This window comes from Pseudomonas sp. L13, assembly GCF_009935965.1.
Classification (GTDB): Bacteria; Pseudomonadota; Gammaproteobacteria; order Pseudomonadales; family Pseudomonadaceae; genus Aquipseudomonas; species Aquipseudomonas lactis.
Genome location: NZ_QODJ01000001.1, coordinates 310,212 through 335,852 on the forward strand (window position 1 = coordinate 310,212; position 25,641 = coordinate 335,852).

Sequence of the window (25,641 nt, forward strand, 5' to 3'; positions counted from 1 at the left end):
GGGGAGGGGCGATGAGATCAAGTATAGCCAGTGCCCTGCAACGCTTTCGTCCGGGCATCGCGCCGACGCTGGTGGTGCTGGTGTTGCTGCCGTTGATGGTCGGCCTGGGGTTCTGGCAACTGGCCCGTGGGCACGAAAAGCAACTGCTGGTAGACCGTTATGCCGAGCGCCGCGCAGCCGAGCCGGTCAGCAGTGCGCAGCTCAATGACATGGCTGATCCAGCCTTCCGCCGCGTTCACCTTCGCGGGCAGCTGGAGGGTGAACACAGCGTATTGCTGGATAACCGCATGCGTGACGGCAAGGCCGGCGTCGAGTTGCTGCAACCCTTTCATGATCAGGCCAGCGGCCTGTGGCTGTTGCTCAATCGCGGCTGGCTGCCCTGGCCCGACCGGCGTATCGCGCCCGCCTTTACTACCCCTGAACAGACGCTGAACCTCGACGCCTGGGTGTACGTCGCCCCTGGCGAGACCTTCCAACTGCATGCCGATCCGGCCAGCACGCAATGGCCGCGCCTGCTGACTGCACTGCACCCCGCCGCGCTGTGGGACGAACTGGGGCGCAGCGGTTTTGCCTATGAACTGCGTGCCGAAGCGGGCCCCGGTACCTACGAAACCCACTGGCCCATCGTCGCCATGGGCCCGGAAAAACACCTGGCCTACGCCGTGCAATGGTTCGCCATGGCCGTGGCGTTGCTGGCGCTTTACCTCTACCTCGGATGGCATAACAAAAAGGAGAAGCCCCATGGGAGCGGCCATGAATCCACCCAGCACATCTGACACGCCTGATCGGCGCAAGGGGCGCTGGCAGCTGATTTTGATCCTGATGATGGTGATCGGCCCGATGGCGCTGGCCACCTTCATGTACAAATTGCAGTTCTGGGTGCCGGACAGCCGCAGCTATCACGGCGAACTGATCGGCAACGGCCAGACCCGCGCCGACATCGGCGTGCAGGCCGATGAACAGCGCTGGCAACTGCTGGTCACCGCCCCCACCGCCTGCGCTGCCGATTGTCAGCAACTGGTGTACCTGGCGCGCCAGCTGCAGATCAGCCTTGGCCGTGATGCATCCCGTGCCAGCCATGCCCTGGCCGGCGCGCAACCGTTGAGCCGCGAATACGAGGCCAAGCTCAAGGCCGAATATCCACAGCTGCAGCGCTACCCGCTGGATGTGTCGACCTTTGCCAGGAACGCTGCCGCGTCTGGTGAGGCACAACTGTGGATCGTCGACCCCCACGGCAATCTGGTGCTGCGCTATGACGCCAAGGTCAAGGGCAAGGACTTGCTCAACGACCTGCGCCTGCTGCTGAAACTGTCGAACATCGGATAAGGGCACCGTCATGGCCAAGCCTGGATTTCGCCTCGCGCTGTTTGCCACATTACTGGCGTTGCTTGTCGTACTGCTCGGCGCCTATACCCGCCTGACCCATGCCGGCCTCGGCTGCCCGGACTGGCCGGGCTGCTATGGCTTTATCAGCGTGCCGCAAAGCGAAGCCCAGCTGGCCCATGCCGAGTTGCACTTTCCCGACACGCCGGTGGAGGCCGACAAAGGCTGGGCCGAGATGACCCATCGCTACTTCGCGGGTAGCCTGGGGCTCTTGATCGCGCTGCTGGCGGTGCGTTCGTGGCGTCATCGGCGTGATCCGGGTCAGCCGGTGAAGCTGCCGCTGTTCCTGCTCGCGGTGGTGTTCGCCCAAGCGGCGTTTGGCATGTGGACCGTGACCTTGAAGCTCTGGCCGCAAGTGGTCACCGGGCATCTTTTGGGCGGCTTTGCGACCTTGAGCCTGCTGTTTCTGCTGACCCTACGGCTGTCCGGCGTACTGCCAGCGTTGGTCGTGCCCAAGCGCCTGCAATATTGGGCAACGGCGGGGCTGGTGCTGGTGATCGGGCAGATCGCCCTGGGCGGCTGGGTCAGTTCCAACTACGCGGCGGTGGCCTGTGTCGATTTGCCTACCTGTCATGGCCAATGGTGGCCGACGGCAGACTTCGCCAATGGTTTTCACCTGACCCAGCACATCGGCCCCAATTACCTGGGGGGGCAGCTCGACAGCGAAGCGCGCACTGCTATCCACCTGACGCATCGCATCGGTGCTGTACTGGTTACCCTGGTGCTGCTCGGTTTGGCCTGGCAGCTACGTGCAGTGGGGATGACGCGCCTGGCCGGCCTGCTGTTGATCGCCCTAGCCGCGCAGATCTGCCTGGGGCTGAGTAATGTGGCGTTCGGCCTGCCGTTGCCGGTGGCAGTCGCGCATAACGCTGGCGGGGCAGCGTTGTTGATGACGCTGGTGCTGGTCAATTATCACGCGCGCACCAGCCTGGTTCGGGTGCGTCACCCGCGTCTGTTCGGCTGGCGTTTCATCCCGCGCAAACAGGTGTCGGGCCTGATCACCCTTAAAGGAGAACTGCCATGGCGACCGTGATCGGCGCACGTCGCGACCGGGCGATCTGGCGTGACTATCTGGAGCTGACCAAGCCCAAAGTAGTGGTGCTGATGCTGATCACCTCGCTGGTGGGCATGTTCCTCGCCACCCGCGCCGGGGTGCCCTGGACCGTGCTGGTGTTCGGCAACCTTGGCATTGCCCTGTGTGCAGGCGGCGCGGCGGCGGTGAACCATGTGGTCGATCGACGGATTGATGCCGTGATGGCGCGCACTCACAAGCGGCCGATGGCTGAGGGGCGTGTCTCGCCGATGGCGGCGCTAGCGTTTGCGTTGTTCCTGGCGATTGCAGGATTGGCGCTGCTATTGGCGTTCACCAACCCGCTGGCGGCCTGGCTGACCTTGGCTTCGCTGCTGGGTTATGCGGTGATCTACACCGGCTTTCTCAAGCGGGCGACGCCGCAGAATATCGTCATCGGCGGTCTGGCCGGTGCGGCGCCGCCGCTGCTGGGCTGGGTGGCTGTCACTGGGCATGTGAGTGCCGAACCCTTGCTGCTGGTGCTGATCATCTTCGCCTGGACCCCTCCACACTTCTGGGCCCTGGCCATTCACCGCAAAGAGGAATACGCCAAGGCCGACATCCCGATGCTGCCGGTCACCCATGGCGAGCACTACACCAAGGTGCATATCCTGCTGTATACCTTCGCCCTGCTGGCGGTGAGCCTGATGCCCTACGTTATCCACATGAGCGGGCTGCTCTACCTGGCCTGTGCGCTGGTATTGGGTGCACGCTTTCTGCAATGGGCCTGGGTGTTGTACCGTGGCAGCCAGCCGCACGCGGCGATTAACACGTTCAAGTACTCTATCTGGTACTTGCTGCTGCTGTTTATCGCCCTGCTCGTAGACCACTACTTATTGTTGAACCTATGACTCGAACTCAAAAAACCGTCTTCATCCTCGTGGCCCTGGTGGCGTTGATCATGGGCCTGACCGTCAACAAAGTGCTCTCGGGCAAAGGCCAGGGCGACCCTACCGCGCTGATCGACGCGGGCATCATTTTGCTGCCGCAAAGCCGCCAGTTGCCAGCGGTGACCATGACCGACCAGGAAGGCCAGCCGGTGGTGGTCAATGAATTGAAGGGCAAGTGGAGCCTGCTGTTTTTCGGTTACACCTTTTGCCCGGATATCTGCCCGACCACCCTCGCCCAGCTTCGCCAGATCAAGAGCGAGCTGCCTAAAGAGGCTGTGGACAAGTTGCAGGTGATCCTGGTCAGCGTCGATCCGCACCGCGATACCCCGGCGCAGCTCAAGCAGTACCTGGGTTACTTTGATCCGCAGTTCCAAGGCCTGACGGGTGCGAACGTGGAGGATGTGCAGAAGGTTTCGAATGCGGTGAGCATTCCCTTCATTCCGGCGGATACCACTAAGCCGAACTACACCGTCGACCACAGCGGCAACCTGGCACTGATCGGCCCGGACGGTACCCAGCGTGGGTTTATTCGTGCGCCGTTGAACAACCAGAAGCTGGTGGCGCAGTTGCCGGGGCTGCTACAGCGAAAATAGCAGCCACATAAAGCCGATTTTGTAGGAGCGAGGTGGATCAGAACGCTGGCTTGATCGCGCCTTTGTACTTCTCTTCGATGAACTTCTTCACTTCAGGCGTGTGCAGGGCTGCAACCAGCTTCTTCACCGCGTCTGCATCTTTGTTGTCTTCGCGGGTTACCAGGATGTTCACGTATGGCGAGTCGCTGCCTTCGATCACCAGGGCATCTTTGGACGGGTCCAGCTTGGCTTCCAGGGCGTAGTTGGTGTTGATCAGCGCCAGGTCGACCTGGGTCAGCACGCGCGGCAGGGTGGCGGCTTCCAGTTCGCGGAATTTTAGGTTTTTATCGTTGCCGGTGATGTCCTTGATGGTCGACAGGATGTTGGTCGGGTCCTTCAGGGTGATCAGGCCGTTCTTGGCCAGCAGCAACAGCGCACGGCCGCCGTTGGTGGCGTCGTTCGGGATCACCACGTTGGCGCCGTCAGGCAGGTCGGCCAGTTTTTTGTACTTGCTGGAGTAAGCGCCCAGAGGTTCCAGGTGCACAGCGCCGACGCTCACCAGGTGAGTGCCTTTAGCCTTGTTGAATTCATCCAGGTACGGCTGGTGCTGGAAGAAGTTGGCGTCCAGGCGTTTCTCAGCCACCTGTACGTTCGGCTGCACGTAGTCGGTGAAGACTTTGACCTGCAGGTCCACGCCTTCTTTGGCCAGGGCCGGCTTCACGAATTCGAGGATTTCGGCGTGAGGCACCGGCGAAGCAGCGACCGTAATGGTCTCGGCGTGGGCGGAAAACGCAGCCACGGCGGCGAAAGCAACCAGTAGTTTTTTCATCCAGCAAGCTCCTTGTTCGGGCATCTGCCGGCTGTGCGCCGGCAATGGCCGTTATTTACGAGAAAAGTGCACCACCAGCCGGTCGCCGACGGTTTGCAGAATTTGCACCAGAATTAACAGCATCACCACGGTGACCACCATCACATCGGTCTGGAAGCGCTGGTAGCCAAAACGGATTGCCAGGTCGCCTAGGCCGCCAGCACCGACCACACCGGCCATTGCGGTGTAGGAAACCAGTGTAATCGCCGTCACCGTAATCGCCGCGAAGATGCCAGGGCGGGCTTCGGGCAGCAGTGCATTGGTGATGATCTGGCGGGTGGTGGCGCCCATGGCCTGGGTGGCTTCAATGATGCCACGGTCCACTTCGCGCAGGGCGGTTTCCACCAGGCGCGCAAAGAATGGCGTAGCGCCGACGACCAGCGGAGGGATCGCGCCGGCAACACCCAGCGACGTGCCGGTGATCAGTACCGTGAACGGAATCATCACGATCAGCAGGATGATGAATGGCAGCGAGCGCAGGATGTTCACGATCAGCGACAGCAGCGCGTACAGGCCTTTTTGTTCGAACAGTTGGCGCGGGCTGGTCAGGAACAACAGCACGCCCAAGGGCAGGCCCAGCAGCACGGTGAAGAACAGCGAGCCGAACAGCATGGTCATGGTGTCGCCGGTGGCGAGCCAGATTTCAGACCAGTCGATATTGGCGAAAAAACTCAGGAAAACGTCCATCAGCGCAGGACCTCCATGTGAACGTCTGCGGCGGTGAAGCGCGCAAACGCAGCGTCCATGTCACCGCCGGTGACGGCGAGGGTCAGTTGCCCGTAAGGGATGTCTTTGATGCGGTCGATACGGCCGGCAAGGATGCTGTAGTCCACCCCGGTTTCCCGTGCGACGGTACCCAGCAATGGCGCGTAGGTCGCGTCCCCTTGGAACGTCAGGCGCACGATACGGCCTGGCACATGGGCAAAGTCGTCGCGCTGCTCGCCTTCGTCCACCTGTTCAGCTTCTTGTACGAAGCGCTTGGTAGTCGGGTGCTTGGGGTGCAGGAACACGTCGGCCACCGAGCCTTGCTCGACGATTACCCCCGCGTCCATCACCGCGACCTGGTCGCATACGCGGCGGATCACGTCCATTTCATGGGTGATCAACACGATGGTCAGGTTCAGCTCGCGGTTGATCTCGGCCAGCAGTTGCAGGACCGACGCCGTGGTTTGCGGGTCGAGGGCGCTGGTGGCTTCGTCGCACAGCAGGATTTTTGGCTTGGTTGCCAGGGCGCGGGCGATACCCACACGCTGTTTCTGGCCGCCGGACAACTGCGCCGGGTACTTTTTGGCATGGTCCGACAGGCCGACGCGGGCGAGCAACTCAGCCACGCGTTGGTCGATTTCCTTGCGCGACAGCTCGCCGGCGAGCGTCAGCGGCAGAGCGACGTTGTCGGCCACGGTCTTGGACGCCAGCAGGTTGAAGTGCTGGAAGATCATCCCGACCTGCTGGCGGAAGCGGCGCAGGCCGTTGGCGTCCAGCGCAGTGACTTCTTCGCCATCTACCCTGATCTGGCCGCCACTGGGTTCTTCCAGGCGGTTGATCAGGCGCAGCAGGGTGCTTTTACCGGCACCCGAGTGGCCAATCAGGCCAAACACCTGGCCGTTCTCGACGCGCAGGCTGGTGGGGTGCAGGGCGGGGATATCCTTACCGGCGACGCGGTAGGTTTTATGGACGTTTTGAAACTCGATCACGTAGCGAACCTTGTGGGGCGCATTGAAAAGGGATCAGCGGTTAGCCGGGCGCGCATTTTAGCCTGTCCGTATAGCGTTTCTTAGCATTTATTTCGTATTCATCCAGCCATTTGGCAATAACGCGATCAAAGGTCATAAAAAAGGAACGGTGCAAAACCGCGTCAGTCACTACTTAAGCAACTCGATTTCCCAGGTGCCGTGCCTGGGGTTTTGCTCAAACGAGCCGGGGACCGCTCTGGCCACTTTGAATAAGGAGTTTTGACTGATGAGTACCAAGAAGCCAGCCACCCCGCCCAAGAGTGAACTTGCGGGTACCGATACCCTGGACCGTGGCAACACCAACACCAAACTGCAGGCGTTGGAAGAATTCCGCTCTGACGCTACCGGCCAGGCCCTGCGCACCAATCAGGGCGTGAAGATTTCCGATAACCAGAACAGCCTTAAAGTCGGCGCGCGCGGCCCGTCGCTGCTTGAAGACTTCATCATGCGTGAAAAGATCACGCACTTCGACCATGAGCGCATCCCGGAGCGCATCGTGCATGCGCGGGGTACGGGCGCCCATGGCTATTTCCAGAGTTACGGCGATCATTCGGCGCTGACCAAGGCAGGTTTCCTGCGCACGCCTGAGCATAAAACCCCAGTTTTTGCGCGTTTTTCCACGGTGCAGGGCCCGCGTGGTTCCGGCGACACCGTGCGTGACGTGCGCGGTTTTGCCGTGAAGTTCTTCACCGACGAAGGCAACTTCGACCTGGTGGGCAACAACATGCCGGTGTTCTTCATCCAGGATGCAATCAAATTTCCTGACTTCGTCCACGCGGTGAAACCCGAGCCTCATAACGAGATTCCTACCGGCGGTTCGGCCCACGATACGTTCTGGGACTTTGTCTCGCTGCAACCGGAATCCGCGCACATGGTGATCTGGGCCATGTCCGACCGCGCCATTCCAAAAAGCCTGCGCGCCATGCAGGGCTTTGGGGTGCACACCTTCCGGTTGATCAATACCGAAGGTAAGTCCAGCTTCGTGAAGTTCCACTGGCGTCCAAAAGTCGGCACCTGCTCTTTGGTATGGGATGAGGCGCAAAAGCTGGCCGGTAAAGACACCGACTACCACCGCCGTGACCTATGGGAAGCGATTGAAAGCGGCGATTACCCCGAGTGGGAGCTGGGCGTACAGATCGTGGCCGAAGAAGACGAGCACAAGTTTGATTTCGACTTGCTCGACCCGACCAAGATCATTCCAGAAGAACTGGTACCGATCACGCCGCTGGGCAAAATGGTGCTCAACCGTAACCCGGACAACTTCTTCGCTGAAGTCGAACAGGTTGCGTTCTGCCCAGGCCACATTGTGCCGGGCATCGACTTTACCAACGACCCGTTGCTGCAAGGCCGTCTGTTTTCCTACACCGATACCCAGATCAGCCGACTGGGCGGGCCGAACTTTCATGAGATTCCAATCAACCGGCCTGTCGTGCCTTTCCATAACGGCCAGCGCGACGCTCAGCATCGTACGGTGATCGATAAAGGTCGTGCGTCTTACGAACCAAACTCCATTGATGGTGGTTGGCCGAAGGAAACCCCTGCTGGTCCTACCGATGGTGGCTTTGAGTCCTACTACGAGCGCGTCGATGCCAACAAAGTGCGTGAGCGTAGCGAATCCTTCGGCGACCATTTCTCCCAGGCCACGCTGTTCTACAACAGCATGAGCCACCATGAGAAAGAGCACATTATCGCGGCCTACAGCTTTGAACTGGGCAAGGTGGAGCGCGAGTTCATCCGTGCGCGCCAGGTCAACGAGATCCTGGCCAATATCGACCTGGAGCTGGCCAAGCGCGTTGCGCAGAACCTGGGCTTGCCAGCGCCGACCAAGGGCACGGTGCCTGCCCGTGAAACGTCGTTGAAAGAGTCGCCAGCCTTGAGCCAGGTGAACTTGTTATCGGGCGATATTAAAACGCGCAAAGTGGCGATTCTGGCAGCCAACGGCGCTGATGGTGCGGCCATTGACGCGCTAAAAGCCGCGCTGGAAGCAGAAGGCGCCCATGCCAAGTTGCTGGGGCCTACTTCGGCGCCGGTGACCACTGCGCAGGGCAAGACGCTGCCGGTCGACGCCTCGATGGAAGGCATGCCGTCCATTGCCTTCGACGCAGTGTTTATCCCGGGTGGCAAAGAGTCCGTGAAGGCGCTGAGCGGTGATGGCGTGGCGTTGCATTACGTACTGGAAGCCTACAAACACCTGAAGGCGATTGCGGTAGCCAGTGATGTGAAACCCTTGCTGGACCTGCTGAAACTGGAAGCGGATGCGGGGCTGATCGTGGGCGCGGATGCCAAGGCGTTCAAAGCCTTCTTTGCGGCGATTGCCCAGCACCGGGTGTGGGAGCGTGAACCGAAATCCAAGGCGATTCCGGCTTAAATTATCGGTTGTTTGTTAGGTTGTCATCGCAGGCAAGCCAGTTCCTACACCGTTCAAATGTGGGCGCTGGCTTGCCTGCGATGCTTTTAGTCCGCCTTGCGCGGAATCAGCACAACCTGCGCCGGAATATGTTTCAGGATTTGCCGGTGAATCTTCAGGTCATACCCCGAATCAATCCGCTTGACCCGCTTGGTCAGTAACGTGGCCAGCCACGGGTAATCCTGGGTGCGTGGCACCTGGATGCTGACGTCGCACTGGTAATTCACCACGTCGGTGGCGATTGCATCCAGCTGATGGCGCATATCTTCGACATCCGCGAGGTTCAGTGCCACGGTGGTGCTCGGCGCTGCCGGGTCGATGACCTTGGCGGCAGGCTTGGCTTCAGCGGCTTTCAATGCGGCTTCTGCCTGGTCCAATTCGGCTTTGCGCGCATGGCTGATGGCGCTGTTGACGCCACCAGTGAGCGCAGGGGCCTTGGGCATCAAGGCGCGGGCACGGCTCAGGGCCGTGGCGGCCGCGTTGACATCGCCCTTTTGCAGCACGATCTGGCTGCGCTGCAGGTAGGCTTCGGCCAATTGACGCTGGTAGGCCTCAAGTGCCGGGTCGTTGGGCGATTGGGCCTGCAATGCGGCCAGTTGGTCTTCGGCGGTGGCCAATTCGCTGCTGGCCAGGTTTTGTTCCAGCTGCGCGATGGCCGCAGCCCGCGGATCCGGAGCCTGGGGGGCAGCGGGCGGCGTACTTTGGCAGGCGCCCAGCAGCAGTGAAAATGCGGCAAGGAGCAGATAACGGGAGGTGAACGGCTTCATTCCTGCGACTCTCTATTTGCGCAAAAAGCGAGCAAGTCTACACCCCTCGACGGGGCAGGACAAAACTCAGCAGAAACAGGGCGGCCGCCGTAACCACAATCGACGGCCCGGCCGGTGTGTCCTTGAACCAGGACAGCGCCAGGCCACCACACACTGCAAGCATCCCCAGGAGGCTGGCGCCAATCGCCATCTGCTCCGGAGAGCGAGCGTGGCGCTGGGCGGCGGCGGCTGGAATGATCAGCAGCGACGTGATCAACAATACGCCGACAATCTTCATCGCGACAGCAATCACCACGGCGATGAGCAACATCAGGGCCATGCGCAGGCCTGCGACGGGCAAGCCCTCTACCTTGGCCAGTTCTTCATGCACGGTGATCGCCAGCAACGGGCGCCACAGGGTCACCAGCAACACCAGCACGGCAGCGCTGCCGCCGAGGATCCAGGCCAGGTCCGTCGGGCTGATCGCCAACAGGTCGCCGAACAGGTAGGCCATCAGGTCGATGCGCACTTCATGCATGAAGCTCAGCACCACCAGGCCCAGGGACAAGGTACTGGGCGCGAGGATGCCCAGCAGTGTGTCGGAGGCCAGTGGCTGGCGTTGCTGCAGGGTCACCAGCAACACCGCCAGCAGCAGGCAGCCGACGGTCACGGCGATGGCCGGGCTTACATCCAGAAGAAAGCCCATGGCCACGCCCAGCAAGGCGGCATGGGACAAGGTGTCGCCGAAATAGGCCATGCGCCGCCAGACCACAAACGAGCCCAATGGGCCCGCTACCAGTGCCAAAGCCAAGCCTGCCAGCAGGGCGTAGAGCAGAAAATCAGCCATGCTTGCAGCTATCTCCATGAACGTGGGGGGTATCGACGACGGCGCCATGCAGGTCATGGGCGTGGTCGTGGTGGTGATGATAGATAGCCAGGCTCTGGGCGTTCTTGCCGAACAACTCCACGAACGCCGGGTCGCCACTGACTTGTTCCGGGTGGCCGGAGCAGCACACGTGGCGGTTGAGGCAGACCACTTGGTCGGTGGTGCTCATGACCAAGTGCAAGTCGTGGGAGACCATCAGCACGCCGCAACCATGGCGGTCGCGCAGGCGGGTGATCAGGCTGTACAGCTCGGCCTGGCCGGCGACATCGACGCCTTGCACGGGCTCATCGAGTACCAGCAGCTCGGGCTCGCGCAGCAAGGCGCGGGCCAGCAGCACGCGCTGCATTTCGCCGCCGGAGATGCTTTGCACCGGGTTGTCGATGACGTGTTCGGCGCCGACTTCCTTAAGCGCAGCCTGGGCGCGGGCGCGGTCTACGCCGGGCACCAGGCGCAGGAAGCGCAAGACGGAGAGCGGCAACGTCGGGTCCACATGCAGTTTTTGCGGCATATAGCCCACGCGCAGCTTGGGCTTGCGCCAAACCGTGCCGCTGTGGGGCTTGAGCAGCCCGAGTACGGCGCGCACCAGGGTGGTCTTGCCGGCGCCGTTGGGGCCGATCAGGGTGACGATTTGCCCCGGTTCCACGCTCAGTGCGATGTTTTCCAGCACGTTTTGTCCGGCGAACGTGACCCCGACCTGCTCCAGGCGGATTAACGCATTGCTCATCAAACCCCCTGGCAGCCTGCGCACAGGCCGACCACTTCGACCGTTTGCCCCTCGACTTTGAAGCCAACGTCGGCAGCGCTTTTGATAATGGCGTCGCTGATGCTTTTTTGTTCAAGCTCGATCGCGGCGTGGCACTCGCGGCAGATCAGGAACTGGCCCTGATGCGCGTGCTCCGGGTGGTTGCAACCGACAAAGGCGTTAAGCGAGGCAATACGGTGCACCAGGCCGTTTTCCAGCAGGAAATCCAGTGCACGGTAAACGGTAGGCGGCGCGGCGCGGCGGCCGTCCTGCTCACTGAGTACGCCAAGAATGTCGTACGCGCCCAAAGGTTTATGGCTCTGCCACACCAGCTCCAGCACCCGGCGACGCAAGGCGGTGAGGCGCAAGCCTTTCTTCGCGCACAGGGTGTCGGCCTCTGACAATGCGGTGTGCACGCAGTGAGAGTGGTCGTGGGGACGGCTGGCAAGCGGTGTTTTAGGCATGAGCGGCGACAGATATTTGATAGAGACGTTATTATGTTACCCGTTCCTACGCCATCGAGTGGTCATCGTGTCCCGACTTTTTCCCGTTTTTGTCGTATTTGTCACCAGTTTGTTCGTTGCGGGTGCCGCTCAGGCCGAGGTCAAGGTACTGACGAGCATCAAGCCGTTGCAGCTGATCGCGGCTGCCGTGCAGGACGGGGTGGCTGTTCCAGAGGTATTGCTGCCGCCGGGGGCTTCGCCGCATAACTTTGCTTTGCGCCCATCCGACGTACGGCGCGTGCAGTCGGTCGACCTGCTGTACTGGATTGGGCCAGACATGGAAACGTTTTTGCCGCGTGTGCTCAAAGGCCGCACGGCGGCAACGGTGGCCGTGCAGGACCTGCCGGGCATGAAACTGCGCGTTTTCGGCGAAGATAGCCATTCTCATGCCGACGAAGCCGACGAACATGACCACGATCACCGGCCAGGCAGTGTCGATGCGCACCTGTGGCTCTCGACCGTCAATGCGCGCGTGATCGCCGCACGGATGGCGGCCGACCTCAGTGCCGCAGACCCGGCCAACGCCGAGCGGTATCAGAGCAATGCAAAAGCCTTCGAAGAACGCCTGAACGCACTGGATGCGCGCCTGAAGCAGCGTTTAGCGGGGGTTGATGGCAAGCCCTACTTCGTGTTTCACGAAGCCTTTGATTACTTCGAAGAGGCGTACGGCTTGAAACATGCTGGCGTGTTCAGCGTGGCCGCCGAAGTACAGCCGGGCGCGCAGCACGTAGCGGCGATGCGCGCGCGTTTGCAGGAAGTGGGCAAGACTTGCGTGTTCAGCGAGCCGCCGTTGCGACCTCGCTTGGCCGAAACCCTGGTTGCCGGGTTGCCGGTGAAGTTGGCGGAATTGGATGCGTTGGGTGGCTATACGCCGGCTACCGCGCAGGGTTATGAGCAGGTGCTGGAAAAACTCGGCAATGATCTGGCCGGTTGCCTGGAGTCGCTCTAACAGGCCACACAAAACCCCTGTAGGAGCGAGCTTGCTCGCGAAAAACTTACAGGCGCCGCGTTCATTCAGCAAACAAGCGTTATCGTTGACGTTTTTCGCGAGCAAGAACTAGGCGTCCCCCTCGCTCCTACAGAAGGCGATGACCGCTTAACTGACTGGCATTAGGGCTTGCCCGCGATAGCGTTGGCTCAGTTGATACCGCTATCGCAGGCAAGCCAGCTCCTACATTGAGCGAGTCGGTCTTTTAGAGTGCGAACGGCAGCTGAACGGTGACCTGCTGACGCTGCGCCAGGCGATGCTCAAACTCAGCCGGGTCGTGAATCAGCACATCCTGCCCTGCAAATGACTCGGCCGCGATCAGCCGAGACAGCCAGAACCGTACGCACGCCACCCGCAGCATGGTCGGCCATAGCTCGGCTTCCTTCGCGGTAAACGCCCGTAGCCCCGCGTAGGCGCCCAGCAGCGCCCGGGCACGGTGACCGTCAATCACGCCCTCGGCATCCGAGCACCAGTCATTCAAGGCGATTGCCACGTCGTAGAGCATCGGCCCCGAACAGGCGTTGTAGAAGTCGATCAGGCCCGTCAGGTGCGTGCCTTCAAACATCGCGTTATCGCGAAACAGATCGGCGTGCACATTCGCTCGTGGCAGGCCGAGGATATCAGCCTTGTGAGCGTCGATCTCGGCCAGTGCATCGCGCAACAGGCGTTGCTGGGCCTCGTTGAGGTGCGAAATAAGCTGCGCGCCCTCGCTGAGCATCCACGCCAGGCCGCGGTCGGTCTTGCGTTCAAGTACCTTTTCGCCCTGGGTGGCCAAGTGCAGGTGGCCGAGCAGTTCGCCAACCTGGGCGCAATGCTGCGCATTGGCATCCTTGATGTGCTTGCCCGCCAGGCGCGGTTGCAGCAAGGCCGGTTTGCCCTTGAGTTCGCGCAAAGCGATGCCGTCGGTGGTACGCAGGGCGTACGGCACAGGCAGGTCGGCGCCGTGGAGCACGTCAAGCAGTTCGATGAAGAACGGCATTTCTGTCACCGGGCCACGCTCAACCAGGGTCAGGACGAATTCACCCTGTTCCAGGCTGATAAAGAAATTGGTGTTTTCGCTGCCGGCGGCAATCCCCTGGAAATCAAGCAGGCGGCCGAGCCCGTAAGGGGCGAGAAAGGTTTCCAGCTCGGGCCGAGCCAGGGGGGTGAACACAGACATGGTTAAAACTGCCGTTACGGGCGCTGCGGTGGGCAGCGCCGGTTAAAATTAAGAAATCATTTCCATTCGAAGATCTTCCATGACGGGATCAGCATATCCGGCTGGTCAGAGCGGATGAAGTTTGCGTCGGTGCCGTCCGCACGTACCAGAAAGTACGGTGGTGCGCCCTTCGGGGTGACTTTGATTGCGTACAGAAAGCCGTTTTGGCGGTATTCCTGGATGGTTTTGTCGCCTTCCGTGCGAATGGTAACTTCCGGGTCTGCCGAAGGGGCATCGTCTGCCGCCATGGCAGCCATCGGAGCGAGTGCAATCAAACCGGTCAACAGCAGGCGATTGAATGTACGCATGATAACCTTGTCCCTTTGTTTTCATTGGTCCGGCTATTCTAGCGCCTGACCCGCCGAAAAGGTTGATCCTGCTCATGAGCCAAGCGCCCCTCGTCCTGGTGGACGGTTCTTCTTATCTGTACCGCGCCTTCCACGCGCTGCCACCGCTGACCACCTCCAAAGGCCTGCCCACCGGTGCGGTCAAGGGCGTGTTGAACATGCTCAAAAGCCTGCGCAAGCAGTACCCGGACAGCCCATTTGCCGTGGTGTTCGACGCCAAGGGTGGGACGTTTCGCGATGAGATGTACGCCGAATACAAAGCCAACCGCCCGAGCATGCCCGATGACATGCGCCTGCAGATCGAGCCGCTGCATCAAAGCGTGATCGCTCTTGGCTTCCCGTTGCTGTGCGTCGAGGGCGTTGAGGCCGATGACGTGATCGGCACTCTGGCCCGCAGCAGCGCGGCCGCCAGCCGCCCGGTGGTGATCTCGACCGGTGACAAAGACATGGCGCAGTTGGTGGACGGCCACATTACCTTGGTCAACACCATGACCGGTAGCTCGATGGACATCGAGGGCGTTAAGGAGAAATTCGGTGTCGCTCCGGAGCAGATCATCGACTATCTGGCGTTGATGGGGGATTCGTCCGACAACATTCCCGGCGTTCCGGGCATTGGCCCCAAGACCGCCTCCGGCTTGCTGGTCGGGGTCAATGGCGGCCTCAAAGAGCTTTATGAGCAGTTGGATATTGTGCCGACCCTGCCTATCCGTGGGGCCAAGACCCTGCCGGCCAAGCTGGAAGAGCATAAGGAGATGGCATTCCTGTCTTATCAGTTGGCGACGATCAAGATCGATGTGCCGCTGGATATCGGGCTGGATGACCTGCACCTGATCGAACCGGATCGCGAAAAGCTGCTTGAGCTGTACGCATTGCTGGAGTTCAAGAGCTGGTACGACGAGATCCAACGCGACACCAAGCGTGTCGAGCTGAAGGCGGCCAATGAAGTCGCGCCTGTCGGGGATGTCGCAGTAGAGGCGGTGGTATCGGTGCCCGTAGAGACGGTTTACACCACCATTCTTGACCAGGCCACGTTCGATCTGTGGCTGAAGAAGCTCAACGACGCCAAGCTGTTTGCCTTCGATACCGAAACCACCGGCATCGACGCCCAGCAGGCGCAATTGGTCGGGGTCTCGTTTGCTGTGCAGCCCCATGAAGCCGCCTACATCCCGCTGACCCATTCCTATATCGGCGCGCCGGATCAATTGGATCGCGACACCGTGCTGCTGGCCCTGAAACCGCTGCTGGAAGACCCGACCAAACTCAAGGTGGGCCAGCACGCCAAGTTCGATATGAACATCCTGGCCAACTGCGCCATTGGCGGCGACCCTGCCCAGGGCATTACCGTGCGCGGCATCGCCTTCGACACCATGCTCGAATCCTACGTGCTCAATTCCACCGCGACGCGGCACGATATGGACAGCCTGGCGAAGAAATACCTGGACCACGACACGGTCAGCTTCCAGGACATCGCCGGCAAAGGCGCCAAGCAACTCACGTTCGACCAGATCGCCCTTGAGCAAGCCGGCCCCTACGCGGCCGAAGATGCCGACGTGACCTTGCGCCTGCATCAGCACTTGTACGCGCAACTGGCCGCGATCCCGAGCCTGGCCAGTGTGCTGACGGACATCGAGATCCCGCTGGTGCCGGTGCTGGCACGCATCGAGCGCCAGGGCGCACTGGTAGACAAGGACCTGCTCGGCATCCAGAGTATCGAGCTGGGTAACAAAATGGTCGAACTGGAGCGCCAGGCGTACGAGATCGCCGGTGAAGAATTCAACCTGGGTTCGCCCAAGCAGCTCGGGGCGATTCTCTATGAGAAGCTCGGCATGCCGGTGCTGAAAAAAACCGGCAAGGGCCAGGCCTCCACGGCTGAGGAAGTGCTGGCCAAACTGGCCGAAGATGATTTCCCGCTGCCCAAGGTACTGATGCAGTACCGCAGCATGAGCAAGCTCAAAAGTACCTATACCGACCGCCTGCCGGAACAGATCAATCCGCGTACCGGGCGTATACACACGTCCTACCATCAGGCCGTCGCGGCGACCGGGCGCTTGTCCTCCAGCGATCCGAACCTGCAGAACATCCCGGTGCGCACCGCCGAGGGGCGGCGCATTCGCCAGGCGTTTGTCGCGCCCAAGGGCTACAAGCTGCTGGCGGCGGACTATTCGCAGATCGAGCTGCGGATCATGGCGCATTTATCCAAGGACGAAGGCTTGATGAACGCCTTCCGCAATGACCTGGACGTGCACACCGCCACGGCGGCCGAAGTGTTCAAGGTTGAATTGAACGAGGTCACATCCAACCAACGCCGCAGCGCCAAGGCGATCAACTTCGGCCTGATCTACGGCATGGGTGCCCAGAAGCTGGGCAAGGACATCGGCGTCGATACCAAGACCGCCAAGGCTTACATCGATGTGTACTTCGCCCGCTACCCAGGGGTTCGCGAATACATGGAGCGCACCCGCGCCCAGGCGGCGGATCAGGGCTATGTCGAAACCTTCTTCGGGCGGCGCCTGTACTTGCCGGACATCAACTCCAACAAGCCCCAGGAGCGCGCGGCGGCCGAGCGCACCGCGATCAACGCGCCGATGCAGGGCACGGCGGCAGACATCATCAAGAAGGCCATGGTGCAGGTGGATAACTGGCTGACCGAGTCGGGCCTGGATGCCAAGGTCATCCTTCAAGTGCACGATGAATTGGTGCTGGAGGTGCGTGAAGATCTGGTCGCGCAGGTCAGCGAGAAGATTCGCGAGCATATGAGCGCGGCGGCGCAGTTGGACGTGCCTTTGGTGGTGGACGTAGGCGTAGGCGATAACTGGGACGAGGCGCACTGATTCTGCGGCTTCGCCATCACATTGCGCGGTGGCGAGGCGGTTTAGAGCGCAAACCGCGGTCAGTTATTTCCAATAGTTTTTTGAGCCTGTCGGAACTTAACCTGTGAACTGCCACTCAGAGTTACTGAATGGGTGGTGAAGCCCTTCAATGCTCCTATGTTGTGTTAAGTGTTGGCAGATAATTCCGGACCCCGCCCTAGCGGTCCGGAACTTGAACCCCGAACTTCCCCTCCCCAAAAGAAGTCCGGGGTTTTTTTTGCCCGCAGAAAAGTTATTCGGCGATTTCTGCGCCCTTGTCCGCCAATTCCATCCAGCCGGCCAGTACGGTGTAGGCTTCTTCCAGGCCCATGCGCTTGGGGGCGGAGAACAGCTGAATGGTGATGGTGTCGCCCCAACCCTTACGGATGTCGGACTGCACTTTGAGCAAGGTGTTCTTGGCTGCACCGTAGGTGAGCTTGTCGGCCTTGGTCAGCAAAATGTGCATTGGCATGCCGCTGGCAACAGCCCAGTCGAGCATCAACAAGTCGAAGTCGGTCATTGGATGACGGATATCCATCATCAGAATCAAACCCTTCAAACTCTCGCGACCGCCCAGGTAAGCCTCGAGGTGACGCTGCCAGTGCAACTTCAGCGGGATAGGTACTTTTGCATAACCGTAGCCCGGCAGGTCGACCAGACGCCGATCATCGTCTAGCTTGAAGAAATTGAGTAGTTGCGTGCGGCCCGGGGTTTTCGAGGTGCGCGCCAGGCTGGCGTGGGTCAGGGTGTTCAGTGCGCTGGATTTACCGGCGTTGGAACGGCCGGCAAAGGCGACTTCAAAGCCCTCGTCATCGGGGCATTGGTCCACTTTGGCGGCGCTGAGCATGAAGGTGGACTGTTGGCACAGGCCGAGGATGGGGTTCTTGAGTTGCATGAGATTTCCGATGTGGGCGGTGCCGAGAAAGGGTGCGGCAAGCGGTGTCGTTTCCGTTTCAGTAGCGCCAGTATATAATGCCGCAGATTTTGTGTGTGCTTTGTCCCAGCGAAGGATGAAGTTCACGGGAGCGAAAGACCTTTATTGCGCATTAGAACGCAAAACGCTCTCAAACCCTGAAAAGGTCGATGTATGGACCGACGGTTGCTCGCTTCTGCTGCCCTGATTCCGCTTTACGGCGCTCAGGCTACACAGGATCAACCGAGTTTGCATGGTCAGGCTGACGCAGCACGTGACCCAGGGTTTCAAGGCAATGCCGCCGCGTGGTTTGTGCATGGACTGCAGTACTGAGGATTACCAGGCCGTCACTGATGTGAGGGTGAGTAAACCCGGTAGATAACTCTTAAACCCTTAGCCGTAGTTGGATTAGCTGATGAACAAACTGATCGTGAGTCTGCTGTTGACCTTGGGCATCACAGGCGCTGCCGTCGCTGCAGAGGGCCCCGTCAAAGGTGATGCCACTGCCGGTCAAGCGAAGGCCGCCGTGTGTGGTGCCTGCCACGGGCCGGATGGTAACAGCCCGGCGCCGAACTTCCCCAAACTGGCCGGCCAGGGTGAACGTTACCTGAGCAAGCAGATGCACGACATCAAGGACGGCAAGCGCACGGTGCTGGAAATGACCGGCCTGCTGACCAACCTCAGCGATCAGGACCTGGCGGACCTCGCGGCGTATTTTGCCAGCCAGAAGGGTAGTGTGGGAGCTGCCGATCCTAAATTGGTCGCCCGCGGAGAGCAGTTGTTCCGTGGCGGGAACCTGGAGAAAGGCTTGCCTGCCTGCACCGGTTGCCACTCGCCCACTGGCGCGGGCATCGCCGCCGCCGGCTTCCCGCACCTGAGTGGACAGCACGCTACCTATATCGCCAAACAGCTGACCGATTTCCGTAAGGAAGAGGCCGGCCGAGCGAATGATGGCGACGCGGCGATCATGCGCACCATCGCTCGCAAGCTGAGCGACGAAGACATCGCAGCCCTCTCCAGTTATATCCAGGGCCTGCACTGACGGGGCTGGGCGTTAACGCTCGATTAATCCCGCGATGCAAGCATAAAAAGGGTGGCTTAGGCCGCCCTTTTTTGTGGCCGCTGCCGTTACACTAACGAACTCATGTCCGCGTAGACCTGTCACAACAAAGGTCGCGTGAGGCGACTTTATTTGTCCAGGAGTAAAGCATGCGTAATCTGATCCTCAGCGCCGCTCTCGTCACTGCCAGCCTCTTCGGCATGACCGCACAAGCTGCCGATGTGCCGCTTGAAGCCGGTAAAACCTATATTGAGCTGGCTAACCCGGTTCCCGTTGCAGTACCGGGCAAGATCGAAGTGGTGGAGCTGTTCTGGTACGGCTGCCCGCATTGCTACGCCTTCGAGCCGACTATCAACCCATGGGCTGAAAAGCTGCCCGAGGACGTTAACTTCCGTCGCATTCCTGCCATGTTCGGTGGCCCATGGGACGCCCACGGCCAACTGTTCCTGACCCTGGAAGCCATGGGTGTTGAGCACAAGGTCCACAACGCCGTCTTCGAAGCGATCCAGAAACAAGGCAAGCGCCTGACCAAGCCGGACGAAATGGCTGACTTCGTTGCCACTCAAGGCGTCGACAAGGACAAGTTCCTGGCGACCTTCAACTCCTTCGCTATCCAGGGCCAGATCAAGCAGGCCAAGGAACTCGCGCAGAAGTACGGCGTGCAAGGCGTTCCAACCCTGATCGTCAACGGCAAATACCGTTTCGACCTGGGCAGCACCGGTGGTCCTGAAGCGACCCTGAACGTTGCTGACCAACTGATTGCCAAAGAACGCGCTGCCAAGTAAGGGGCTCGCCATGCGCCGCTGGGGTACCGAGCGTGTCGTTGGCCTGCATGAACCGCAGGTCAACGAGCATCACCTGGAGTCCACAGGCCTGCCGGCAGACAGCCGCTTGCGCCTGCTCAGCTTCAACATCCAGGTGGGCAACAGTACCGAGAAGTATCGGCACTACCTCACGCGTGGCTGGCAGCATCTGCTGCCCCACAAGGGGCGTACCGGTAACTTGCAGAAAATCGGCGACCTGCTCAGCGACTTCGACTTGGTCGCCCTGCAGGAAGCCGACGGCGGCAGCCTGCGCTCCGGCTATATCAACCAGGTGGAACACCTGGCTCAGTTGGGTGCTTTTCCGTACTGGTATCAGCAACTCAACCGTAATCTAGGGCGTCTGGCACAGCACAGCAACGGCGTGCTCAGCCGTCTCAAACCCACTGCCATTGAAGATCACCCCTTGCCAGGCCCCAAAGGTCGCGGGGCAATCCTTGTGCGTTTTGGCGAAGGCCCGGAAGCCTTGGTGGTGGTGATGATGCACCTGGCCCTCGGGGGGCGTACGCGCAACCTGCAGTTGGCCTACGTGCGTGAATTGATTGGCAACTACAAGCACCAGGTGCTCATGGGTGACATGAACACCCATGCCAACGACCTGCTGCAGAATTCTCCGCTGCGCGACCTGGGGTTACTGGCCCCGCAAGTCGAAGCCACCTTTCCCAGCTGGCGCCCGCAGCGCTGTCTTGACCATATCCTGCTCAGCCCAAGCCTCACACTGGAAAGTGTGCAGGTGCTGGCGCAGCCCATTTCCGATCACCTGCCGGTCGCGGTAGAGATTCGTCTGCCGGGTTCGCTCACGGCTGATGCATTACCCGCGTTGAGCCCAGGCCCTCGCGGACCCCTTGCATGAGCGACGACGCCCAGCGCTGGAAAGAGAAATACCTCCAAAGCATCGAGCAACAAGACAAACTCGAACGCCGCTGGGCCGCCCGCCTCGATTTGCTGCGCCGTGGGCTGGTGCGCAGCACGCTGGCCGCTGAAGGCACCGACCGCGCCGTCGATCAATGCATGAAGGAAATGCGCGATGTTGTGCGCACGGACGACATGGATGCTGCCCTCGCCGCTTTATTGCCGCGCCTGGAAAAGGCCGTGCTGGATTCGGAGCAGCGCCGCGAAACCCGCGTCGACCAGATCAGCACTGCGCTCACCGCCTTGGTCACCCAGTTGCAAAAGCTGCCCCTGCCCCGCGAGGTGGCTCGTCCGCTGAAAACCTTCGCCAAGCAACTCGATGGTCGCGTGGCACAAGCGCGGGAGATACCGCTGCTGCTCAGTGAGCTGAGCAACCTGCAGGGGCAGGCGCTGAATAATCTGGAGCCTGAAGGCGAAACCACACGCCCAGGCCCTGGCCTGCTGCAACGCCTGTTCGGTAGTAAAGAGGCTGCCAGCGAGTCGCTCCCGGTTGACGCTGAGCCACTGCCGGCAGCGCAATCGGCAGCGCCAAAGCCCGCAACGCCCAAACCCGCATCCGAACCGGAAGAACCTGGGCAATCGGAAGAATTGACCCAAGCCTTGCGTGCCTTTGCACCGTTGCCACCCTTGAAGCCTGTGCCTGTTGCAGCGGCCGAAGTGCAAGAGGCCCCCAGCGAAACGCCGGTATTCGACGCTCCAGAGCTGCCGTCGATTGCGGCGCCTGCGCAATTACCTGAACCCGACGTGCAGGCGCCGCCAGTTGCGGAGCCTGCTCACGAAAGCGCACTCGCCGCCTTTATCGAGCCGACGCCGGTTCCAGTTGAAGCGCCGGATGAGACCACCATCGGCAGCTTGTCATTGCCCCCCGTGCTGGAAAGCCCCGAGCCTGACGAGCTGCAACCTGACGGCACCTACGCCCTGCCCGATTCGCCTGAACCGTCCTACAGTTCGGTGGCCAAGCACATTGAAGGCACTTTGCTCGGCCTGCTGGAAGATCTTTCCCTGCCCGAACGTCACCAACCCCAGGCCGAGGCGATGCGTGAGCGTCTCGCCCATGGCTTGAACTGGTACGAACTGCTGCCGATCCTCGATGACCTGGCGGTGCTGATGCTGGCGATCACCGACAGTGGCCAGCATGAGTTCGAGGCTTATCTCAAGCAGCTCAACGAGCGTCTCGAGGCATTCCAGGGCCATCTGCAGGTCGCCAGCGAGGGCCACGCCGATAGCAGCCTGGCTGCGCGGGAGCTGGATACGCAGATTCGTGAGCAGGTCGACGGCCTGCAAAGCAGCGTGCAGGACGCCGCCGACCTGGACAGCCTCAAGCAGGTGCTCGAAAGCCACCTTGAAGGCTTGCTCGGCACCATGGATGAACACCAGCAACAGCGTGACCTGCGCGAACAGGAAGTGGCCGCACGCCTCAAAGGCCTGGCTGAACGCGTGGCCCATATGGAGCAGGAGGCCCAGGGCTACCGCGAGCACCTGGAGGTACAGCGCCAAAAGGCCTTGATCGATCCGCTCACCGGCCTGCCCAACCGTGCGGCGTGGAGCGAACGCCTCGATTACGAAGTCAACGCCTGGCATCAGCGGGGTAACAGCCTGTCGCTGGCCATGCTCGACCTGGACCACTTCAAGCGCATCAACGACGGTTACGGGCACCTGGCAGGGGACAAAGTCTTGAAGATCATCGCCAATGTGCTGAGCAAACGCCTGCGACCGACGGACTTCATCGCGCGTTTTGGCGGTGAAGAGTTTGTGCTGCTCATGCCCGACTCGACCTTGGCGGATGCCTTGGCCGTAGGTGAAGTATTGCGTGAGGCCATTGCCGCGTGCCCGTTCCACTTCAAGGGTGAGCCGGTAACGATCACGGTATCCATGGGCGTGGCGCAGTTTCAACCCGGCGAGCGCAGTGACCTGGCGCTCAAGCGTGCCGACGAGGCGCTCTACAGGGCAAAGGCCGCGGGGCGTAATCAGGTGCAGGCAGCATAAAAGATGTTCCATTTTGTAATTTGGCCGCCTGGCCGTGAGTCGTACGTTACACTGTTGCATTATCGTCTTTCAGTGTAATGCCTCTCGCCATGAAATCCTTGTATATCGCTTTAGCGTTTCTTCTGCTCGCCGGCTGCGCCAGTGGCCCGCGCCTGAACACCAGCCATCCTTCGGTTAACCACGACAACCGCGTGCAGTTCGTTGTGGTGCATTACACCTCGACCAACCTTGAACGTTCCCTGGCGCTGTTGACCCATGGCCAGGTCAGCAGCCATTACCTGATCGGCGACGACGCCTCCGGTACCATCTACAAGCTGGTGGATGAAAGCCAGCGCGCCTGGCACGCGGGGGAAAGCGAGTGGATGGGGCGCACCTGGCTCAACTCCAGCTCCATCGGCATCGAGATCGTCAACCCAGGGTTCAGCGATACGCCGACGGGGCGTGTGTGGTACCCGTATTCCGAAGCGCAGGTGCAGTCGCTGATCGTGCTGCTCAAGGACATCAGCAAGCGCAACGGCATCGACCCGAAGAACATCATCGGGCACAGCGACATCGCCCCACTGCGCAAGCTGGACCCAGGCCCGTTGTTCCCTTGGAAGCGCTTGGCGGCAGAAGGTCTGGCCGTGTGGCCGGATGCCCAGGCGGTGGCACGGTTCCAGGTGCAGTACGCCGCGCAGTTGCCGAGCATTACCTGGTTCCAGGAAGAATTGGCGCGCCTGGGCTACCAGACGCCGCAGACCGGTGAGCTGGATGTGGCCACGCGGCACGTCATCGCCGCGTTCCAGATGCGCTTCCGGCCATCGCTGTTTGATGGCGCTCCGGATGCTGAAAGTGCCGCGATCCTGCGAGCCTTGAATCACCGCTGATGGTGTAAAAATAATAATGTGGGAGCGAGCTTGCTCGCGAAGAACGCACAGACGACGCGGGCTGCCTGACAGCACAGCGTTATCGTTGACGTTTTTCGCGAGCAAGCTCGCTCCTACAGGGGCAACGCCATATAGAACTGCGTACCCTGCCCCGGCCGTGAGTACACGCCCATGCGGCCGCCGTGCAATTGCACGATCTCCTTGCACAGTGCCAACCCCAGGCCCGCACCGCCTTTCTTGCGGCCCACCTGCACAAAGGGTTCGAAGATCCGCCCTTGCTGGCCGTAGGCAATGCCTTCGCCGTTATCTTCGACGCTGATAATCACCCGTTCGCCATGACGCCGTGCCTGCAGGCGGATCTGCCCGCCTTCGGCGGTGTGTCGCAGGGCATTGCCCAGCAGGTTGTCGAGTACCCGCTCCAGTTGCACTTGGTCGGCATATAGCCGTGGCAACTCAGGTTGGGCTTCCACCAGCAACTCAATGTGCTGGGCGTTCGCAGGCTCAGCAAATCGGGCCCGTGCGTGCTCCAGCAAGTCGGTGACATCGCACGTGCCCAGGGTGAGTTTTTGCAGGCCGTTCTGGTAGCGCGAGAAGTTGAGCAGGTCGTTGATCAACTGCATCAGGCGCTGCATCTCTTCATTGACCGTATCCAGCAGGTCCGCCTCGCGGGAGTCCGCCGGGAACTTGGCCCGCTCACGGAATAGGCCGAAGGCCATGTGCATGCCGGTAACCGGCGTGCGCAGCTCATGTGAGGCGCGCAAGACGAACTCGCTGCGCACCCGCTCGAAGGCGCGCTGTTCAGTCACGTCATGCAGTACCATCACTGCACCCAGAATGTGCCCTTGTGTATGGCTGACCGGGGTGAGGCTGTAGGTCAGCAGGCGCAATTCACCCTCGACTTCCACCTCCAGATCATCCGGGGCCCGCTCCAGGTTGCCGCCGCGCAGCACCAGTTGCAGCTGTTCATCCATTTCTGCGCGACCCATGGCTTCGCCAAGGCCTTGGCCGAGCCGCTCCTCATCCCAACCCAATTGGCGCTGCGCCACAGGGTTGAGGTGCTCCAGGCAGCCTTGGCGATCAATCATCAGCAGGCCGTCATCGATACTGTCGAGCACCGCTTGCAGGCGCTGTTGGCCGGCCAGCAGCTCATCGATGTTAGTGGCCTGATGTTGGCGCAACGCTTCGGCCATGATGCCGAAGCGGCGGGTCAGCAGGTTCATTTCCGCTGCGGAGGAGATCGGCAGGGTGACTTCGAAATCGCCCTGCCCGATCTTGTCGGCGGCCTTGGCCAGCGCCTCGATGGGGCCACCGAAGCGCCGGGCGATGCCATGGGCCGTGACGAAACCGATGATCAGCACCGCAAGCCCTACCAGCCCGAGCAGGCCCGCTATCAACAACGCGCGCTCACGGGATTTATGCTCGCTGGTACTGATATTTTCCAACGCCCGCTTGTGATCGGCGATCAGGCCGTTGCGCAATATGTTGAAGGTTTCAGTCAGCTTTTCTTTGCTGCCTGCGGGCGGTGATGCCTGTTGGGATTGGTCAAACGCCTCCAGCAGTTTCTGGTAATCGGAGCGTGCCTGGCTGAAGCCATGGTTTGTGCCGTCGACCTGCTCATGGGCGATGCCTTGGTCCAACAGGTCGAAATATTGTTGCTTGGAGGCTTGCAGGGCGTCCGGGTCAGGACGCTTCTCCAGCATCATGATCAACTGGTCGCCCAGGCTCTGACGCAACTTGAGCCCCAGGTCCAGGGTGATGAAGTTACTGCGGATCAGCGATTCCTGGGTCTTGGCCATTTGCATGACGCTGACCAAGCCCAGGATCAACCCCAGCAAGGCCACGGTGATCAGCGCTGAGATGCTCAGGAATAACCGGGTGCGCAGTTTCATCGCGAGCTTCATA

24 protein-coding genes and 1 pseudogene are annotated in these 25,641 nt (G+C 60.8%); 14 read left to right on the top strand and 11 right to left on the bottom strand.

The window, feature by feature from the left end; translation table 11 throughout:
- The first annotated feature begins 11 nt into the window (after positions 1-11).
- From DK871_RS01440 to DK871_RS01460, 5 genes are read left to right on the top strand one after another with little or no spacing between them, the layout of a single operon-like run.
- A complete protein-coding gene (locus DK871_RS01440) occupies positions 12-776 on the top strand; it encodes an SURF1 family protein (RefSeq protein ID WP_161903736.1) in 765 nt (254 codons plus the stop codon).
- The gene (locus DK871_RS01445; protein WP_161903737.1) at positions 742-1,326 is read left to right on the top strand and encodes a hypothetical protein; all 585 of its coding nucleotides are present in this window, start codon (positions 742-744) and stop codon (positions 1,324-1,326) included. Before DK871_RS01440 ends, DK871_RS01445 begins: the two co-directional genes overlap by 35 nt.
- Before the next feature lie 10 nt (positions 1,327-1,336).
- Positions 1,337-2,416 (top strand): heme A synthase, encoded by a 1,080-nt coding sequence (locus DK871_RS01450; protein WP_161903738.1) that lies wholly within the window; start codon positions 1,337-1,339, stop codon positions 2,414-2,416.
- On the top strand, positions 2,404-3,303 hold the full coding sequence (gene cyoE / locus DK871_RS01455; RefSeq protein ID WP_032894322.1) for a heme o synthase: 900 nt from the start codon (positions 2,404-2,406) through the stop codon (positions 3,301-3,303). Before DK871_RS01450 ends, cyoE begins: the two co-directional genes overlap by 13 nt.
- Positions 3,300-3,935: an SCO family protein gene (locus DK871_RS01460; RefSeq protein WP_161903739.1), complete on the top strand. Its 636-nt coding sequence runs from the start codon at positions 3,300-3,302 to the stop codon at positions 3,933-3,935. Before cyoE ends, DK871_RS01460 begins: the two co-directional genes overlap by 4 nt.
- A 37-nt stretch (positions 3,936-3,972) precedes the next feature.
- On the opposite strand, the gene DK871_RS01465 is transcribed toward DK871_RS01460, so the two are convergent.
- The 3 genes from DK871_RS01465 to DK871_RS01475 are packed head-to-tail and all read right to left on the bottom strand — an operon-like array spanning position 3,973 to position 6,476.
- Positions 3,973-4,743, bottom strand: coding sequence for a MetQ/NlpA family ABC transporter substrate-binding protein (locus DK871_RS01465; RefSeq protein WP_161903740.1), 771 nt, complete (start codon positions 4,741-4,743; stop codon positions 3,973-3,975).
- Positions 4,744-4,794: 51 nt separating this feature from the next.
- The gene (locus tag DK871_RS01470) at positions 4,795-5,469 is read right to left on the bottom strand and encodes a methionine ABC transporter permease (RefSeq protein WP_003187354.1); all 675 of its coding nucleotides are present in this window, start codon (positions 5,467-5,469) and stop codon (positions 4,795-4,797) included.
- Positions 5,469-6,476, bottom strand: a complete 1,008-nt coding sequence (locus DK871_RS01475; protein ID WP_161903741.1) for a methionine ABC transporter ATP-binding protein — start codon at positions 6,474-6,476, stop codon at positions 5,469-5,471. Before DK871_RS01475 ends, DK871_RS01470 begins: the two co-directional genes overlap by 1 nt.
- Positions 6,477-6,741: 265 nt before the next feature.
- Here DK871_RS01475 and katE point away from each other — a divergent pair, with 265 nt between their 5' ends.
- Positions 6,742-8,883: a catalase HPII gene (gene katE, locus DK871_RS01480; protein WP_161903742.1), complete on the top strand. Its 2,142-nt coding sequence runs from the start codon at positions 6,742-6,744 to the stop codon at positions 8,881-8,883.
- A gap of 86 nt (positions 8,884-8,969) precedes the next feature.
- Here katE and DK871_RS01485 read toward each other — a convergent pair whose 3' ends face one another.
- The 4 genes from DK871_RS01485 to zur are packed head-to-tail and all read right to left on the bottom strand — an operon-like array spanning position 8,970 to position 11,760.
- On the bottom strand, positions 8,970-9,689 hold the full coding sequence (locus DK871_RS01485) for a PA5502 family lipoprotein (protein WP_014716334.1): 720 nt from the start codon (positions 9,687-9,689) through the stop codon (positions 8,970-8,972).
- A 37-nt stretch (positions 9,690-9,726) separates the two neighbouring features.
- Positions 9,727-10,515, bottom strand: a complete 789-nt coding sequence (znuB, locus tag DK871_RS01490) for a zinc ABC transporter permease subunit ZnuB (protein ID WP_003187359.1) — start codon at positions 10,513-10,515, stop codon at positions 9,727-9,729.
- A complete protein-coding gene (znuC, locus tag DK871_RS01495; RefSeq protein ID WP_003187361.1) occupies positions 10,508-11,278 on the bottom strand; it encodes a zinc ABC transporter ATP-binding protein ZnuC in 771 nt (256 codons plus the stop codon). Before znuC ends, znuB begins: the two co-directional genes overlap by 8 nt.
- The gene (zur, locus tag DK871_RS01500; RefSeq protein WP_056790636.1) at positions 11,278-11,760 is read right to left on the bottom strand and encodes a zinc uptake transcriptional repressor Zur; all 483 of its coding nucleotides are present in this window, start codon (positions 11,758-11,760) and stop codon (positions 11,278-11,280) included. The genes znuC and zur overlap by 1 nt, the downstream gene beginning before the upstream one ends.
- A 58-nt stretch (positions 11,761-11,818) precedes the next feature.
- Here zur and DK871_RS01505 point away from each other — a divergent pair, with 58 nt between their 5' ends.
- The gene (locus DK871_RS01505) at positions 11,819-12,748 is read left to right on the top strand and encodes a metal ABC transporter solute-binding protein, Zn/Mn family (RefSeq protein ID WP_161903771.1); all 930 of its coding nucleotides are present in this window, start codon (positions 11,819-11,821) and stop codon (positions 12,746-12,748) included.
- Between the two features lie 244 nt (positions 12,749-12,992).
- On the opposite strand, the gene DK871_RS01510 is transcribed toward DK871_RS01505, so the two are convergent.
- Both DK871_RS01510 and DK871_RS01515 read right to left on the bottom strand, forming a co-directional pair.
- Entirely contained in the window at positions 12,993-13,946 is a 954-nt protein-coding gene (locus tag DK871_RS01510) for a homoserine kinase (protein ID WP_161903743.1), read from the bottom strand.
- Positions 13,947-14,002: 56 nt separating this feature from the next.
- Positions 14,003-14,293 (bottom strand): DUF2782 domain-containing protein, encoded by a 291-nt coding sequence (locus DK871_RS01515; RefSeq protein ID WP_003187366.1) that lies wholly within the window; start codon positions 14,291-14,293, stop codon positions 14,003-14,005.
- A gap of 74 nt (positions 14,294-14,367) precedes the next feature.
- On the opposite strand from DK871_RS01515, the gene polA reads away from it, so the two are divergent.
- Positions 14,368-17,163, top strand: coding sequence for a DNA polymerase I (gene polA / locus DK871_RS01520; RefSeq protein ID WP_161903744.1), 2,796 nt, complete (start codon positions 14,368-14,370; stop codon positions 17,161-17,163).
- Positions 17,164-17,434: 271 nt separating this feature from the next.
- On the opposite strand, the gene yihA is transcribed toward polA, so the two are convergent.
- On the bottom strand, positions 17,435-18,076 hold the full coding sequence (gene yihA / locus DK871_RS01525) for a ribosome biogenesis GTP-binding protein YihA/YsxC (RefSeq protein WP_161903745.1): 642 nt from the start codon (positions 18,074-18,076) through the stop codon (positions 17,435-17,437).
- Between the two features lie 192 nt (positions 18,077-18,268).
- Here yihA and DK871_RS01530 point away from each other — a divergent pair.
- From DK871_RS01530 to DK871_RS01555, 6 genes and pseudogenes are all read left to right on the top strand, one after another.
- Positions 18,269-18,476: pseudogene (locus DK871_RS01530) on the top strand (cytochrome).
- A 33-nt stretch (positions 18,477-18,509) separates the two neighbouring features.
- Complete coding sequence (locus DK871_RS01535; RefSeq protein ID WP_161903746.1) at positions 18,510-19,136, top strand: cytochrome c4; 627 nt, start codon at positions 18,510-18,512, stop codon at positions 19,134-19,136.
- A 167-nt stretch (positions 19,137-19,303) separates the two neighbouring features.
- Entirely contained in the window at positions 19,304-19,939 is a 636-nt protein-coding gene (dsbA, locus tag DK871_RS01540; RefSeq protein WP_161903747.1) for a thiol:disulfide interchange protein DsbA, read from the top strand.
- Positions 19,940-19,949: 10 nt separating this feature from the next.
- Positions 19,950-20,828 (top strand): endonuclease/exonuclease/phosphatase family protein, encoded by an 879-nt coding sequence (locus tag DK871_RS01545; protein WP_003187377.1) that lies wholly within the window; start codon positions 19,950-19,952, stop codon positions 20,826-20,828.
- Positions 20,825-22,873, top strand: coding sequence for a diguanylate cyclase (locus DK871_RS01550; RefSeq protein WP_161903748.1), 2,049 nt, complete (start codon positions 20,825-20,827; stop codon positions 22,871-22,873). The genes DK871_RS01545 and DK871_RS01550 overlap by 4 nt, the downstream gene beginning before the upstream one ends.
- An 89-nt stretch (positions 22,874-22,962) precedes the next feature.
- Positions 22,963-23,739, top strand: a complete 777-nt coding sequence (locus tag DK871_RS01555) for an N-acetylmuramoyl-L-alanine amidase (protein ID WP_161903749.1) — start codon at positions 22,963-22,965, stop codon at positions 23,737-23,739.
- A 113-nt stretch (positions 23,740-23,852) separates the two neighbouring features.
- On the opposite strand, the gene DK871_RS01560 is transcribed toward DK871_RS01555, so the two are convergent.
- Entirely contained in the window at positions 23,853-25,640 is a 1,788-nt protein-coding gene (locus DK871_RS01560) for a KinB sensor domain-containing domain (RefSeq protein WP_161903750.1), read from the bottom strand.
- Position 25,641: the final 1 nt, after the last annotated feature.

What these genes read in the sequence shown, in the direction of transcription:
- yihA (WP_161903745.1), bottom strand. Translation starts at nt 18,076, where the DNA reads ATGCAACTCAAGAACCCCATCCTCGGCCTGTGCCAACAGTCCACCTTC.
- cyoE (WP_032894322.1), top strand. Translation starts at nt 2,404, where the DNA reads ATGGCGACCGTGATCGGCGCACGTCGCGACCGGGCGATCTGGCGTGAC.
- DK871_RS01450 (WP_161903738.1), top strand. Translation starts at nt 1,337, where the DNA reads ATGGCCAAGCCTGGATTTCGCCTCGCGCTGTTTGCCACATTACTGGCG.
- polA (WP_161903744.1), top strand. Translation starts at nt 14,368, where the DNA reads ATGAGCCAAGCGCCCCTCGTCCTGGTGGACGGTTCTTCTTATCTGTAC.
- znuC (WP_003187361.1), bottom strand. Translation starts at nt 11,278, where the DNA reads ATGAGCAATGCGTTAATCCGCCTGGAGCAGGTCGGGGTCACGTTCGCC.
- dsbA (WP_161903747.1), top strand. Translation starts at nt 19,304, where the DNA reads ATGCGTAATCTGATCCTCAGCGCCGCTCTCGTCACTGCCAGCCTCTTC.
- DK871_RS01515 (WP_003187366.1), bottom strand. Translation starts at nt 14,293, where the DNA reads ATGCGTACATTCAATCGCCTGCTGTTGACCGGTTTGATTGCACTCGCT.
- DK871_RS01470 (WP_003187354.1), bottom strand. Translation starts at nt 5,469, where the DNA reads ATGGACGTTTTCCTGAGTTTTTTCGCCAATATCGACTGGTCTGAAATC.
- DK871_RS01555 (WP_161903749.1), top strand. Translation starts at nt 22,963, where the DNA reads ATGAAATCCTTGTATATCGCTTTAGCGTTTCTTCTGCTCGCCGGCTGC.
- DK871_RS01485 (WP_014716334.1), bottom strand. Translation starts at nt 9,689, where the DNA reads ATGAAGCCGTTCACCTCCCGTTATCTGCTCCTTGCCGCATTTTCACTG.
- DK871_RS01460 (WP_161903739.1), top strand. Translation starts at nt 3,300, where the DNA reads ATGACTCGAACTCAAAAAACCGTCTTCATCCTCGTGGCCCTGGTGGCG.
- DK871_RS01445 (WP_161903737.1), top strand. Translation starts at nt 742, where the DNA reads ATGGGAGCGGCCATGAATCCACCCAGCACATCTGACACGCCTGATCGG.
- zur (WP_056790636.1), bottom strand. Translation starts at nt 11,760, where the DNA reads ATGCCTAAAACACCGCTTGCCAGCCGTCCCCACGACCACTCTCACTGC.
- DK871_RS01550 (WP_161903748.1), top strand. Translation starts at nt 20,825, where the DNA reads ATGAGCGACGACGCCCAGCGCTGGAAAGAGAAATACCTCCAAAGCATC.
- DK871_RS01510 (WP_161903743.1), bottom strand. Translation starts at nt 13,946, where the DNA reads ATGTCTGTGTTCACCCCCCTGGCTCGGCCCGAGCTGGAAACCTTTCTC.
- katE (WP_161903742.1), top strand. Translation starts at nt 6,742, where the DNA reads ATGAGTACCAAGAAGCCAGCCACCCCGCCCAAGAGTGAACTTGCGGGT.
- DK871_RS01535 (WP_161903746.1), top strand. Translation starts at nt 18,510, where the DNA reads ATGAACAAACTGATCGTGAGTCTGCTGTTGACCTTGGGCATCACAGGC.
- DK871_RS01465 (WP_161903740.1), bottom strand. Translation starts at nt 4,743, where the DNA reads ATGAAAAAACTACTGGTTGCTTTCGCCGCCGTGGCTGCGTTTTCCGCC.
- DK871_RS01440 (WP_161903736.1), top strand. Translation starts at nt 12, where the DNA reads ATGAGATCAAGTATAGCCAGTGCCCTGCAACGCTTTCGTCCGGGCATC.
- znuB (WP_003187359.1), bottom strand. Translation starts at nt 10,515, where the DNA reads ATGGCTGATTTTCTGCTCTACGCCCTGCTGGCAGGCTTGGCTTTGGCA.
- DK871_RS01560 (WP_161903750.1), bottom strand. Translation starts at nt 25,640, where the DNA reads ATGAAGCTCGCGATGAAACTGCGCACCCGGTTATTCCTGAGCATCTCA.
- DK871_RS01545 (WP_003187377.1), top strand. Translation starts at nt 19,950, where the DNA reads ATGCGCCGCTGGGGTACCGAGCGTGTCGTTGGCCTGCATGAACCGCAG.